The organism is Micromonospora sp. NPDC048040 (assembly GCF_055587185.1).
On the sequence record NZ_JBVJGT010000026.1, the window covers coordinates 41,862 to 56,032 of the forward strand.

Annotated in this window: 9 protein-coding genes and 1 pseudogene; 4 read left to right on the forward strand and 6 right to left on the reverse strand. The window is 70.8% G+C overall.

Annotated elements, in window-relative coordinates; genetic code table 11:
• Positions 1-53 precede the first annotated feature (53 nt).
• From ACZ6O2_RS22855 to glgX, 5 genes and pseudogenes are all read right to left on the reverse strand, one after another.
• Positions 54-1,808: a vWA domain-containing protein gene (locus ACZ6O2_RS22855; protein WP_466024191.1), complete on the reverse strand. Its 1,755-nt coding sequence runs from the start codon at positions 1,806-1,808 to the stop codon at positions 54-56.
• A 91-nt stretch (positions 1,809-1,899) separates the two neighbouring features.
• Positions 1,900-2,202: pseudogene (locus ACZ6O2_RS22860) on the reverse strand (phosphotransferase); the annotation flags it as partial.
• A 446-nt stretch (positions 2,203-2,648) separates the two neighbouring features.
• Positions 2,649-4,382 (reverse strand): malto-oligosyltrehalose trehalohydrolase, encoded by a 1,734-nt coding sequence (treZ, locus tag ACZ6O2_RS22865; protein WP_350712227.1) that lies wholly within the window; start codon positions 4,380-4,382, stop codon positions 2,649-2,651.
• Positions 4,379-4,522: a hypothetical protein gene (locus ACZ6O2_RS22870; protein ID WP_466024192.1), complete on the reverse strand. Its 144-nt coding sequence runs from the start codon at positions 4,520-4,522 to the stop codon at positions 4,379-4,381. Before ACZ6O2_RS22870 ends, treZ begins: the two co-directional genes overlap by 4 nt.
• 227 nt (positions 4,523-4,749) lie before the next feature.
• The gene (glgX, locus tag ACZ6O2_RS22875; RefSeq protein ID WP_350712225.1) at positions 4,750-6,867 is read right to left on the reverse strand and encodes a glycogen debranching protein GlgX; all 2,118 of its coding nucleotides are present in this window, start codon (positions 6,865-6,867) and stop codon (positions 4,750-4,752) included.
• A gap of 273 nt (positions 6,868-7,140) precedes the next feature.
• Here glgX and ACZ6O2_RS22880 point away from each other — a divergent pair, with 273 nt between their 5' ends.
• The 4 genes from ACZ6O2_RS22880 to ACZ6O2_RS22895 all read left to right on the forward strand — a co-directional run bounded on the left by ACZ6O2_RS22880 (position 7,141) and on the right by ACZ6O2_RS22895 (position 12,621).
• Positions 7,141-7,797 (forward strand): response regulator transcription factor, encoded by a 657-nt coding sequence (locus tag ACZ6O2_RS22880; protein WP_350712224.1) that lies wholly within the window; start codon positions 7,141-7,143, stop codon positions 7,795-7,797.
• A 157-nt stretch (positions 7,798-7,954) separates the two neighbouring features.
• Positions 7,955-10,075 carry a M14 family metallopeptidase gene (locus tag ACZ6O2_RS22885; protein ID WP_466024193.1) on the forward strand — a complete coding sequence of 707 codons (2,121 nt, stop codon included), beginning with the start codon at positions 7,955-7,957 and terminating at the stop codon, positions 10,073-10,075.
• Between the two features lie 76 nt (positions 10,076-10,151).
• The gene (locus ACZ6O2_RS22890; RefSeq protein WP_466024194.1) at positions 10,152-10,853 is read left to right on the forward strand and encodes a fasciclin domain-containing protein; all 702 of its coding nucleotides are present in this window, start codon (positions 10,152-10,154) and stop codon (positions 10,851-10,853) included.
• Between the two features lie 364 nt (positions 10,854-11,217).
• Entirely contained in the window at positions 11,218-12,621 is a 1,404-nt protein-coding gene (locus ACZ6O2_RS22895) for a glycosyltransferase family 4 protein (protein WP_466024195.1), read from the forward strand.
• Positions 12,622-12,771: 150 nt separating this feature from the next.
• Here the strand turns inward: ACZ6O2_RS22895 and ACZ6O2_RS22900 are convergent, their stop codons facing one another.
• Positions 12,772-14,055, reverse strand: coding sequence for a citrate synthase (locus tag ACZ6O2_RS22900; protein WP_350712220.1), 1,284 nt, complete (start codon positions 14,053-14,055; stop codon positions 12,772-12,774).
• Positions 14,056-14,171 lie beyond the last annotated feature (116 nt).

Consider the following 14,171-nt stretch of genomic DNA (forward strand, 5'->3'; position numbering starts at 1 on the left):
GGGCCGTATCGAACATGTCTACTACGTCACCGACGTAACCTGGACAGAGCCCACTAGAAGCTACTGACCAGCTTGACGAATGCGTCATCGATCTTCGCCGGGTCACGGGCGTCGAACGCCTTGCCCGCGGCCGCCTTGGCGATCCGGTCCAGCGTCCCGAAATCGGACTGCTCATCAAAGGCGACGCAGAAAATCTTGATCGGTCGCTCCGGATCCAACGCGACGTCTTGGAGCAGCCGGGCGAGATTGCTGTCCTTGTTGTACTCGTTCTTGCCGTCTGTCAGTACGACCACCGCGTTGATCCGGGACTGGTCATAGTGATCGAGCATGTGACGGTGTGCCGCCCGTACGGTGGCGTACAGAGCGGTGCCGCCCTCGACGTGGAGGTTGTTGATCTTATTGGTGAGCGCCTTCTGGTCGAACGCCGACAGCCGGACCTCTTCGCTGTACGGCGACTTCGGCCGCTGTTTCGTCTCGGACGAGAACGACCAGAGCGCGACCTGGTCCTCGGAGTTCAAGAGGCCGAAGCCCTTGGCGGCGGCCCTGGTCGCCACCTGGAACCTGGTCCGGTCACCGATCTTTGCGTTCATCGAACCGGACGTGTCGACGGCCACGAGGATGTTCGCCTTCTTGCGCAGCGTGCCCCAGCCGGTGAGGATCGCCTTGACCACGGTGGGATCCGGCGGGTCGAAGTAGGTGAGATCTTGGGCGCCGCGCCCGCCGACGGCGGCGATCAGCGGGCGGGACGCGTTCTGCTTGTGGTCGCGGAACCCGAGCCGGCTGAAGCTCTCCTGCTGCGGCGGCTCCTGGAGGAACGCCAGGAAGTCGGCGGCGGCGTCACGTTGCTCCGGGCTGGCCGAGGGGAGCACCACGTACGGGTGGTCGAGGTTGAACGTGCCCTCCTTCGGATACAGCGCGACCAGCGGGACCCTCGGCTTCTCGCCCCGGGTCGGGCTCAGCTCCCCCTGGTTGTACTGGTAGACCAACTCCTCCTGCGTCACCACCGCGCTCATGTCCGTCGGAGCCGCTGTGCCGGACAGGTCCGCCTCGGCGCGGTCCTTCAGCAGATCCACGATGTCGTCGCTGTAGTGGGACACGTTGGCCTCGATACGGCGGACGAACTGGGTCACCGCCGGATTCGCGAGGTCGCTCTCCGTAAGGTCACTGGCCCGGTTGATGGCCGCGTAGTAGCTCGCGATCGTGGCCGCCAGCCCGGAGGTGGACAGGTTCGGGTTGACCTTGCCGAAAGTGAACCGCCCCCACTCGGGGCGACCGAAGGTGGCCCAGCCCGAGCGCCCGGACGAGCCCAGCATCTCACCCCAGCCGAGGGGACCTTGCTGTTGGAGCAGCTCACCCTTCGGCTGCGGCATGGCGATGACCAGCGGACTGTTCGCGATCGACGGGTACCGGCCGGGGGTCTGCGCCGGACGCCCGGCGGCCTCGTCCCGCAACTTCAACTGCCCGGTCCACAGGGTTGACGTCGGCAACCACACCTGCGGCCGTGGCAGGCCGGGCTGCTTGACTGCCCATTCGCCGGCCAGCGCGTCCGTCGCCGCACCGGACGAGAGCCCATGTACGGTCACCACGGCGCACCGGCCACCGAACCGCCGATCGCTCTTGTTGTAGCGTTCTGCCAACTCGCCGAGCAGCACGTCCTTCTCGATCGACGAGCTGACCTCCAGCGGCGTACAGTCGATGTCCGCCGCCGGCCGGACGATCAGGTAGGCCGCCGCGATGATCGCGAATCCGGCCACGATGGCTGCGGTGTACGGCAGCCACGGCCGGGCAGTCGGTCGACCTGAAACCATGTGGTCCCTCCAGAGTGTCGGCTGACGGCGTCGACATCAGCCACCAGCCCGGCCGGGCCGCCATGCGGACCGACCGGATCATGTTCGTGGGTCAGGGCCCGGACCGGCCGAAGTCAATCACGCGGGGACCATCGCACCCGGGAATGACGTTGTCCGGCATCAGATCGCGATGGACCAGGTCGGACGGGCGGGTCGCGGTCGGCGCGGTGGCGGTGCCAACGGTCGGTCGGTGCGACGCGTTCCCGCAGATCGGGCCACGCTCACGGACGTGCCGCTTCAGGGTCGGGCCCTCGATGAACTCGCTGACCACGTACGGTGGATCCGCATCCACCTCCCGGTTATCGTTCACGTCCCTGCCCGGGTGATGACGCCCTGGCCGCCCGCACCCAGCCGCCCGAGCAGCTGGTAGGGCCTCGCCGTGCGTGGATCATGCGAACTCAGCGGTGTGGTACCCGGCATCCTCGCCCCTGTCAGCCCGGCCATTGTGACTCCACTGAAACCCTTTACGAGCCGCGCCGATGCGACGGACGACACAGGTATGATGTCACGGCTCCACCAGCACGAAAACCACTCACCTTTCGGCGTGTCGTCCGACGACTTCGGCGATTTGGTCGGCGGTAGAGACGGCGCCGCCACCATAGGACCCCCACAACCCGGCCCGGTAATGGCAAGTGCCTCGTCAGCAGCCCGGAACGGGAAATCCGTGTGGCGAATCTTGAGTTCCGGCGCCGGCTGCCCCTGGGCCGACATCAACATCACGATCGCCCGCCGCAGCCTCACCGACGCGGACAGCGTTGTTCCCGACGCATCCGCATGACGTATCCCGAAATCGCGCGGTACTCAGAGCGCCACGACCGCCGCCGTCTCGGCCGGCAGTTCGATCCGGTCCCGCATCACCGTGACCCCCTCCCCCGTGGCCAGCAGCACCCGCCGCGCCACCCCCGGCAGCGTGACCCGCTGCGGCTTCGCGGCCAGGTTCGCCACCACCAGCGTCTCCCCCCGGCGCATCACCAGGAAGTGGTCGCCGTGGCGCGCCTCCACCCGGTTCAGCCGCGGGTCGGACAGATCGGGGCGGCTCTTGCGCAGCGCGATGAGCCGCCGGTGGAAGTCGTACATCTCGCGGTGTTCGGGCTTGTCCAGCTCCGCCCAGTCGAGGCGGGAGCGGACGAACGTCTGCGGGTCCTGCGGGTCCGGGACGTCTCCCTCCGGCCAGCCGTGCGCGGCGAACTCCCGCTTCCGGCCCGTCGCCACCGCCGTCGCCAGCTCGGGCTCGGGGTGGCTGGTGAAGAACTGCCACGGGGTGCTGGCCGCCCACTCCTCCCCCATGAACAGCATCGGCGTGAAGGGTGCGGTGAACAGCAGCGTCGCGCCCACCCGCAGCAGCGCCGGGGAGAGCGTGGCGGAGATCCGGTCTCCGGTGGCCCGGTTGCCGATCTGGTCGTGGTTCTGCAGGTACGCCACGAACCGGTGCCCCGGGGTGCGCTGCCGGTCCACCGGCCGCCCGTGGTGGCGGTTGCGGAAGCTGGACCAGGTGCCGGCGTGGAAGAAGCCGCCGGTGAGCACGTCGGTGAGGCATTCCAGGGAGCCGAAGTCGCCGTAGTAGCCCTGCCGCTCGCCCGTGAGCAGGGTGTGCAGGGCGTGGTGGGCGTCGTCGTTCCACTGGGCGTGCAGGCCGTAGCCGCCGGCCTCCCGTGGGGTGATGAGCCGCGGGTCGTTGAGGTCGGACTCGGCGATCAGCGACAGCGGCCGGCCGAGGTGGGTGGCCAGCGACTCCACCTCCACCGCGACCTCCTCCAGCAGGTGGGTGGCGCGGCTGTCGGGCATGGCGTGCACGGCGTCGAGCCGCAGCCCGTCGACGTGGTAGTCACGCAGCCACATCAGCACGCTGTCGACGATGTAGCGGCGGACGCCGTCGGAGTGCGGGCCGTCGAGGTTGACCGTGCGGCCCCAGGTGTTGCTCTGCTCGGTGAGGTACGGCGCGAACATCGGCGCGTAGGCCCCGGAGGGCCCGAAATGGTTGTAGACGACGTCGAGAATCACCCCCAGACCCTTGGCGTGGGCGGCGTCGACCAGCCGTTTCAGGCCGTCCGGCCCGCCGTAGGGCTGGTGCGGGGCATACCAGCAGACGCCGTCGTAGCCCCAGTTGTGCTCGCCGTTGAAGGCGTTGACCGGGAGCAGCTCGATCATGTCGACGCCGAGGTCGACCAGGTGGTCGAGGCGGCCGATGGCGGCGTCGAAGGTGCCCTCCGGGGTGAAGGTGCCGACGTGCAGCTCGTAGAGGACGCTGCCGGGCAGTTGCCGGCCGGTCCAGGCGTGGTCGGTCCACTCGAACGCCGCGTGGTCGTAGAGCCGGCTCGGCCCGTGCACCCCCGCCGGCTGCCAGGCCGACCGGGGGTCGGGCAGCGCCCGCTCGTCGTCGTCGAGAAGGAAGGCGTAGTCGGTGCCGGGGCCGGTGGCGGGCACCTCGACCCGCCACCAGCCGCCGGGACCGGAACGCATCTCGTGGTCGGCGACGCCGGGCAGGCGCAGCCGGACCCGGGCGGCCTGCGGCGCCCACACCGCGAACTCGGTCATGACGCAGCCTCCACGGACTCGGGGGTGGGAGCCAGCAGCGCGACGGGACAGGTGGCCAGCAGGTCGGCCAGACGGGTCTCCCCGCCACTGTAGACCCGGCCGGTGAACAGGTCGGTCAACTCGTGAACGGGAAGTGACACGACCGTGTGTCGTCCCAGCCGCCGGCGCGGGCCAGGCCGAGCAGCAGCCGGGTGGCGACCGCGCCGCCCCGGCCGAAGGCCACCCGCGTGCCGAGAGGTGGGTGACGCCCAGGTCGGCCAGGTGGTCGGCGAGGCCGGCGGTGGCGTCCAGGTCGACGCCGGGGCGGACCTGCACCCGGCAGGTGGCGCCGACCCGGGGCGCGGCCGGTCGAGGGGTGGTCGACATGTCAGGCCGCCCTCTCCAGCACCACCACGCACCGGTCCGGCACGCCGAGGACGCCACCCGCCTCGACCACGGTGGTCTTCTCCGGTTCCGGTTCCGCCGTGCTGATCACCAGTTCCCAGCGTCGGCCGAACTCGGGCCCGGGCACGGTGAAGTCCAGCGGCGCGTCGTGGGCGTTGAAGCAGAGCAGGAAGGAGCTGTCCAGATGGCGCTGGCCGTACTGGCCGCGCTCGCGGATGCCCTCGCCGTTGACGAACAGCGCGACGGAGCGGCCGAAGTCGTTGCCCCAGTCCTCGCCGGTCATCTCCCGCCCGTCGGGGGTGTACCAGGCCAGGTCGGGCAGGGGCTCGTCGACCAGCCGGGAACGCACCGGCAGGCCCGTGAAGAAGCGGCGGCGGCGGAACACCTGGTGGCGACGGCGGAAGGCGACCAGCTTGCGGGTGAACTCCAACAGGTCGGTGTCGGCGTGCTCCCAGTCGACCCACGCCAGCTCGCTGTCCTGGCAGTACGCGTTGTTGTTGCCGCGCTGGGTGCGGCCCAGCTCGTCGCCGTGGCCGATCATCGGCACGCCCTGGGAGAGCATCAGGGTGGCCAGGAAGTTGCGGCGCTGCCGGGCCCGCAGGGCCAGCACCGCCGGGTCGTCGGTGTCCCCCTCGACCCCGCAGTTCCACGACCGGTTGTGGCTCTCGCCGTCCCGGTTCTCCTCCCCGTTGGCCTCGTTGTGCTTGTCGTCGTACGACACCAGGTCGGTGAGGGTGAACCCGTCGTGGCAGGTGACGAAGTTGATGCTGTGGAACGGTCGACGCCCGTCGTCCTGGTAGAGGTCGGCGGAGCCGGAGATGCGGGACGCGAACTCGGCCAGGGTGGCGGGTTCGCCGCGCCAGAAGTCGCGCACGGTGTCGCGGTACTTGCCGTTCCACTCGGTCCACACCGGCGGGAAGTTGCCGACCTGGTAGCCGCCGGGGCCGACGTCCCACGGCTCGGCGATCAGCTTGACCTGGCTGACCACCGGGTCCTGCTGCACCACCTCGAAGAAGGTGGAGAGGCGGTCGACCTCGTAGAACTCGCGGGCCAGGGTCGCGGCGAGGTCGAAGCGGAAGCCGTCGACGTGCATCTCGGTCACCCAGTAGCGCAGCGAATCCATGATCAGCTGGAGCGAGTGCGGGCTGCGCACGTTGAGGCTGTTGCCGGTGCCGGTGTAGTCGACGTAGTGGCGTCGGTCCTCCTCGCTCAGCCGGTAGTAGCTGGGGTTGTCGACGCCCTTGAAGCTCAGCGTCGGGCCGAGGTGGTTGCCCTCGGCGGTGTGGTTGTAGACGACGTCGAGGATGACCTCGATCCCGGCGGCGTGCAGCGCCTTGACCATGCCCCGGAACTCCTGCACCTGCTGGCCCAGGCGGCCCCACGCAGAGTAGCCGTGGTGCGGGGCGAAGAAGCCGATGGTGTTGTAGCCCCAGTAGTTGCGCAGCCCCAGGTCCGCGAGGCGGTGGTCGTGCACGAACTGGTGCACGGGCATCAGCTCGACGGCGGTCACCCCGAGCGTCGTCAGGTGCTCGATCATCGGCGGGGAGGCCAGGCCGGCGTACGTGCCGCGCAGCTCCTCGGGGATGTCGGGGTGGCGCATGGTCAGGCCGCGCACGTGTGCCTCGTAGATCACCGAGTGGTGGTACGGGGTGCGCGGCGGCTTGTCGTTGCCCCAGTCGAAGTACGGGTTGACCACCACCGACTTCGGCACGAACGGCGCGGAGTCGGTGGTGCTCATCCGCTCCGGGTCGCCGTGCTCGTGGTCGTAGACCGCCGGGTCCCACCGCACGTCGCCGTCGACCGCCTTGGCGTACGGGTCGAGCAGCAGCTTGTGCGGGTTGCAGCGCAGCCCGTTCGCGGGGTCGTACGGCCCGTGCACGCGGTAGCCGTACCGCTGCCCCGGCTCGACACCCGGGATGTACGCGTGCCAGACGTAGGCGTCGACCTCGCGCAGCTCGACGCGCCGTTCCGCCCCGCTCTCCCCCTCGTCGAACAGGCACAGCTCGACCCGCTCGGCCACCTCCGAGAAGATCGCGAAGTTGGTGCCCATCCCGTCGTAGGTGGCCCCCAGGGGATACCGCTCACCCGGCCAGACCTGCATGTCGCTCCTTCGGCCAAAGATCATGAGCGCGCACCGCACCATGAGCGCACCACACGGCGGGGGCCGGGCGGCGCGCGTGCGGGTATTGCCCCGCTGGTTCGGCCACCAATCCACCCGTTCGGCGGATGACCGGAATCCACCCGACCGATACCCGCCGGCGCACACACCGCACGGACCGAGCGCTGCGGTTACGATCTTGCATCCGCACTGGTCGGGGTGTTGATCATCGGACAGACTCGGACCCGGCTGGGATGAGGTCCGAGGGGGACGTACGTGCGGATTCTCTTGGTGGAAGACGACCTACGCGTGGCGTCTGCCCTCACCAAGGCCCTGCGCCGCCGGCGATACGAGGTGGTGCCGGCGCTGACGGCCGCCGAAGCGATCCGGGCCGACCCGGTCGACCTGGTCCTGCTGGACCTCAACCTGCCCGACCGGGACGGTCTGGAGGTGTGCCGGCGGCTACGTCAGGCCGACGAGGACGTCGCCATCATCGCGGTCAGCGCCCGTGCCGAGGAGTACGACCGGGTGGCCGGCCTGCGGGCCGGCGCCGACGACTACGTCGTCAAGCCGTTCTCGATGGTGGAGTTGCAGGCCCGCATCGAGGCGGTGATGCGGCGTACCGTCCGCAGCGCCCGGACCACGAGCCAGTTGCGGGTCGGCACGCTGCGCATCGACGTCAACGCCCGGCGGGTCTGGGTGGGCGACCGGGAGGTCAGCCTGGCCCGCAAGGAGTTCGACCTGCTGGTGGCGCTGGCCCGGCAGGCCGGCGCGGTGGTGCCCCGGGACCGGTTGCAGTTGGACGTCTGGCAGACCACCTGGGGCACCCGGCACAACCTCGACGTGCACGTCGCGGCCCTGCGGGGCAAGCTCGACGACGCCGGCCTGGTCGAGACGGTCCGCGGCGTCGGCTACCGGCTGCGCGGGGGATGACGACGGCCGGTGAGCGACCGGGGTGCCCGCGACCACCCGCCGGTGACCAGGTCGGAAACCTCAGATGATCCTCAAGAAACATCGGGTGTGGGCCAACGGTGGGCCGAGTGCGGGTGTGCTGGGCGCACCCCACCATCCTCCTGTTTGGAGATCCCTCTTGAGATACAGACGGACAACGGCCGGTGTGTTCTCCGCCCTGCTCGCCGCCACCCTCGTGGCGACGGCGGTGCCGGGACAGGCGCACGGGCAGCCGAGCGCGGCCCTGCAGCAGGCGGAGCCGAACCAGGTGCAGGGCCTCACGGTCGTGCAGGGCGACGGGTACGCCACGCTGGCGTGGACCCGGGTAGAAGGGGCCACCGACTACCAGATCGAGCGGACCCCGCTGGCCGGGGACGGCACGCTGGGCACGCCGGTGATCGTCGGTGTCTGGCGCCCGAACCGCCAGGTCAACAACACCGCGCCGACCTTCGCCGACGCCGGCTTCGTGCCGGGCAACGGCTTCCAGTGGCGGGTCCGGGCCCGGTTCGGCACCGAGGCCCAGCCCTACTCGGCGCCGGTCAGCGGCACCACCAGGGCCCACTGGGGCGACCCGGCCGTCCCGGGTGAGAACCTGCGCACCCAGTGGGAGGACACGCTGGGCGCCCAGTACACCAGCGACGTCAACGAGTACGCGTACACCGCCGCGATCGACAAGGCCAGCGACCGCGTTCGCGTGGTGGAGATCGGCCGCACCGTCCAGGACCGGCCGATCAACATGCTGGTCATCGGCTACCCCAAGCCGCCGGCGACGCCGGAGGCCGTGGCCGCGACCAACCCCCTGATGGTCAACTGCAACGTGCACGGCAACGAGCCGGGCGACCGCGAGGCCTGCCTGATCATGGCCCGGCAGTTGGCCTTCACCAAGGACAGCAAAACCCTCGACCTGCTGTCGAAGACCACCATGCTGATCGTGCCGACGCTCAACGGCGACGGGCGGGCCGCCAACACCCGGGGCAACTCCACCGGTCAGGACCTGAACCGGGACCACTCGCTGATCCGCCAGCCGGAGACCCACGCCCTCGCCGAGATGGTCCGCGACTACCGGCCGGTCGCCGGCTACGACGGCCACGAGTACGGCAACACCAACGCCGGTGACCTGCCGATGCTGCCGCCCCGGCACCAGAACGTGGCGCAGGGAATCTTCGACGAGTCGCAGGACATGATCGAAGGTCACATGTACGCCCAGGGCGCCCAGGACGGCTGGTGGGCGTGCCCGTACGGCTGCACCTCCAACGCCACGGTGGGTCTGAGCGAAGAGACCATCCTGCGTAACACCCTCGGCCTGAAGAACGTCGTCAACTCCCTGCTGGAGCTGCGCAGCTCCGGTGGCCCGACGCGGCCCGACGAGAGCAACACCGCGAACAACCGCCGGCGCAAGACGTACTCCGCGCTGTGGACGTTCAACGAGTTCTTCAGGTACCACGGCGCCAACGTCAAGGACATCACCAAGGCCCGCGCCGAGGCGATCACGTTCCAGTCCGCCAACGAGGGACGGATCGTGTTCCGGGGCTCCCGGAAGATCGAGGCCTACCCCGCCCCGCACCCGGGTGAGGCCCCGCCGCCCGTGGACGCCCCCACCCCGGAGCGGATCCTCGAGCAGGCGCCGTGCGCGTACCGGCTGACCGAGGAGCAGTACCACGGTGAGCGTACCGACGGTCCGACCGGCAAGCGCACCACGGCGGCCCAGCGCATCGCCGCGCACGGCTGGAAGGTGATCAAGGTCGCCGACGGCTACCTGGTTCCGCTGTCCCAGCCGCAGCGGGGCCTGATCCCGCTGCTGCTCGACGAGCAGGCCGTCGAGGGCCTGGTCGCCGGCGAGCGGATCGCCCCCACCCTGACCGGCACCCACAACGGCACGCTGGTCGTCTCCGGCGTCGCTTGCCTGGACGGGGCCACCGTCCGGGGTTCGATCCAGGTGCGGCCCGGCGCCACGCTGATCGTCAACGGCAGCTCGATCAACGGTCCGGTGAACGCCACCAGCGCCGCCGGGGTCGTCATGACCGACAGCACGGTCGAGGGTCCGGTGCGCGCCACCGGCACCAACGGCCCGGTCGTCCTGGTCGGCAACGAGGTGACCGGGCCGGTCAGCGTGACCGGCAGCACGGGCGTGGCCCCGCTGGTGGCCGGCAACACCGTCGACGGTCCGCTGGCCTGCACCGGCAACTCCCCGGAGCCGATGAACATGGAGGTCAGCAACTCCGTACGGGGTCCGAACGTCGGCCAGTGCGCGCTTCTGTGACCTGCTGAGTTCCGCCCGAACGTGGTGCCGGCAGGCCTCCCGCCGACCTGCCGGCACCACCCGTACCCGTTCCGAAGTGGAGAAGACCGTGCCCGACACCCTCACCCCGGGGCCGCGCTCCGGCAACCGGTCCCGGGTCGCCCGCCGCCGGCGGGCGGTGGCCGGGGCCGCTCTGGCCCTCCTGGTCGCGGTGACCGGGTGCACCAGTTCGCAGGAGAAGAGGTCCGCCGCGACGGACCGCACCGGCGACGCCACACCGGTCGCGGTGACCGGACCGCTGTGCGACGTGCTGCCCTCGGGGACCGAGCCGGGTAGTCCGGGCTCGCTGGTGGGCCAGTCGCCCGACCGGGCCCTCACCTGGATTCCCGTGCTCACCACGTTCGAGGCGGCGGTCCGGGCCACCGGGATGGCCGAGGAGTTGTCCGCCGCCGGTGGGCTGACCATCCTCGCCCCGACCGACGACGCCTTCCGGGCCAAGTTCTCCACCGCCAACCTGGACCACCTGCTGCTCAAGGACACCGACACGCTGCGGGGGTTGCTGAAGGAGCACCTGGTCGGTGGGGCACGCTCGGCCGCCGAACTGGTGGCCGCCGGCTCCGTCACCACCCTCGCGGGCACCACCCTCGCCGTCACCGCGGCCGGACCGGGGGCCCGGCTGGCCGACCGGGCCGAAACGGTCTGCGCGGACTACCGGGCCGCCGGCGCCCGGATCCACGTGATCAACAAGGTGCTCGGAAGCCTGCCGGACACCGCCCGCGAGGAGGACGACTACCACTGAGTGGCCCGACGGCTCCCCAGCCGGCCCACGACACCGGCCGCCGGCCCCCGCACCCGGGGGTCGGCGGCCGGTGTCGTCGGTGGCGCCCGCGTCGACGCTCGCCGCACGGGCTCGGCCACCCCTCCGCCCTTCGACGGTTGCTCGTCCACCCTTCGGTGGCGACCCGGAATCCACCCGACTGATACGGGTCGGAGTTGCGGTGTCCTCCGTCACCTTGGCCCTTTTCGAGATGCGGGATCGACCGCGATGCCCTTTGCTTGTTCGGGGGCGCGCACGCGCGTCGCCACTCGGCCGTTCGGCCATCCCACCCAGTTCCGCCGCCACCGCTGCCGGCGCGCACCATCATGCATGGACGGAGATTGATGTGACGACCCTGCGGGTCGGCGAGCAGCCCACCACCTCCCCGGGTCGGGTCCACCGGCCCACCCTCACCTCCCGGCCCCAGGTCCCGGCGCACGCCGGGCCGGGCACGCCCCCGCAGACCCGCCGCATCCTGATGCTCTCCTGGGAGTACCCGCCCGTGCTCGTGGGCGGGCTCGGCCGGCACGTGCACGCCCTGTCGGTGGCCCTGGCCGCCGCCGGGCACGAGGTCACCGTCGTCACCCGGCACGCCGACGGCGCGCCCCTGGAGGAGTACGCCGACGGCGTCCGCATCCTGCGCGCCGCCGAGGACCCGGTGACCTTCCCGCTGGCCACCTCCTCCCTGCTCGCCTGGACGATGGCGTTCAACCACACGCTGACCCGGACGGCTCTGCGCGCCGCCGAGGCCGGCTCGTACGACGTCATCCACGCCCACGACTGGCTCGTCGCGCACACCGCGATGACCCTGCGCGAGCACCTGGACATCCCGCTGGTCAGCACCATCCACGCCACCGAGGCCGGCCGGCACCAGGGCTGGCTGCCGGAGGAGATGAACCGCACCATCCACGGCGTCGAGCACTGGCTGGCCGGCGAGTCCGGACGGGTGATCGTCTGCTCCGGCTACATGCGCGACGAGGTGACCGGGCTGTTCGGCGTGCCGGCCGGCCGGGTCGACGTGGTGCCCAACGGCGTGGAGCCGCACCGCTGGCGGGCGCCGGCGGCCGCGGTGGCACAGGCCCGCGCCCGGTTCGCCGGGGACGGCCCACTGGTCACCTTCGCCGGCCGGCTGGTCTACGAGAAGGGCGTACAGCACCTGATCGCCGGGCTCCCCCGGCTGCGCGAGCGGCACCCCGGGCTGCGCGCGGTCATCGTCGGCGACGGCCCGTACCGCGGCGAACTGGAGGCCGAGGTGCACCGTCTCGGCCTGGCCGGCACGGTCAGCCTCCCGGGCTTCCTCGGCGGCACCGACCTGCCCGCGGTGATGGCCGCGTCGGACTGCTTCGCGGTGCCGAGCATCTACGAGCCGTTCGGCATGGTGGCCCTGGAGGGCGCCGCCGCCGGCGCGCCCCTGGCGGTCGCCGCGACCGGCGGACTGGCCGAGATCGTCGAGCCGGGCGTCACCGGGATGACCTTCCGGCCGCACGACCCGGACGGGCTGACCGACGCCGTGCACGCCCTGCTGTCGGACCGGGAGCGGGCCCGCGAGCTGGCCCGCCGTGCCCACGCCATGGTCCGCGAGCGGTACGGCTGGACGGCGATCGCGCACCGCACGGCCGCCGCCTACGCCGCGGCGATCGCCACGGCGCCGGCATTCACCGCCGAGCGGGCCGCCGAACGGATGGCCCGTGGCCGCGCCCTGCCGGCCGTCGCGGAGGGCAACCTGCTGGCCGCCGCCGGCCTGCGCTGACCGGCGAGGCCCGGCCGGCGCCCGCCGCACGGAGCCGCCTCCGCCGCCTCCCGCAGTGGGCCTGACCGGCACGCCCCGCCCCTCCCCACAGCGCGACAGGCCGCCGAACCCTCGCGGGGTCGGCGGCCTGTGTACGGTGCGCGGCGGAGGTCAGCGCTCCGAGAACGGGGCGTACGCCCGCTCCGGGGAGCCGGTGTAGATCTGCCGCGGGCGACCGATCTTGGTCTCCGGGTCGTTGATCATCTCGCGCCACTGGGCGATCCAGCCGGGGAGCCGGCCCAGCGCGAAGAGCACCGTGAACATCTTGGTCGGGAAGCCCATGGCCTTGTAGATCAGGCCGGTGTAGAAGTCCACGTTCGGGTAGAGCTTGCGGGACACGAAGAAGTCGTCGGCCAGCGCGATCTCCTCGAGCTGCATCGCGATGTCCAGCAGCGGGTCCGGCTTGGCCATCCGGCCGAGCACGTCCTGGGCCGCCTTCTTCACGATCGCCGCGCGCGGGTCGTAGTTCTTGTAGACCCGGTGGCCGAAGCCCATCAGCTTCACGCCGTCCTGCTTGTCCTTCACCTTGCGGACGAAGGACCCGACGTCGCCGCCGTCGGCCTGGATCTTCTCCAGCATCTCCAGCACGGCCTGGTTGGCGCCGCCGTGCAGCGGGCCGAAGAGCGCGTTCACGCCGGCCGAGACCGAGGCGAAGAGGTTGGCGTTGCTGGAGCCGACCAGCCGCACGGTCGAGGTGGAGCAGTTCTGCTCGTGGTCGGCGTGCAGGATGAACAGCATGTCCAGCACCTTGGCCATGACCGGGTCGACCTCGTACGGCTCCGCCGGCACGCCGAAGGTCATCCGCAGGAAGTTCTCCACGTAGCCCAGCGAGTTGTCCGGGTACAGCAGCGGCTGGCCGATCGACTTCTTGTAGGCGTACGAGGCGATGGTGGGGACCTTCGCCATCAGCCGGACCGTGGACATCTCGACGTGCGAGGAGTCGAACGGGTCCAGGCTGTCCTGGTAGAAGGTCGAGATGGCGCTCACGGCCGAGGAGAGCACCGCCATCGGGTGCGCGTCGCGCGGAAAGCCGTCGAAGAAGCGGCGCATCTCCTCGTGCAGCAGGGAGTGCCGCCGGATCCGCTCGGTGAACTCGGTCAGCTGCTGCTGGCTCGGCAGCTCACCGTAGATCAGCAGGTACGAGACCTCCAGGAACGAGGACTTCTCCGCGAGCTGCTCGATCGGGTACCCGCGGTAACGCAGGATCCCCGCGTCGCCGTCGATGTAGGTGATCGCGGACGAGCAGGCCGCGGTGTTGACGAAACCAGGGTCGTACGTCGTCATCCCGGTTTCCTTGAGCAGCTTGCCCACCCCGATGCCGGCGGGGCCCTCGACCGCGGATTGCACCGGCATCGAAAGCTGCCCACCGGGGTGATCGAGCTTGACTTCCGTCATGTGGTCCCTCGCTTCGCCGGCAGATCTGCATTGAATTGCCTTCGCTTTTACCGTAATCACGGTCGCGGGGATACCGCCCGCCGTGGTTCGGCGGTGAGGTCTGCGTCACCCGATTC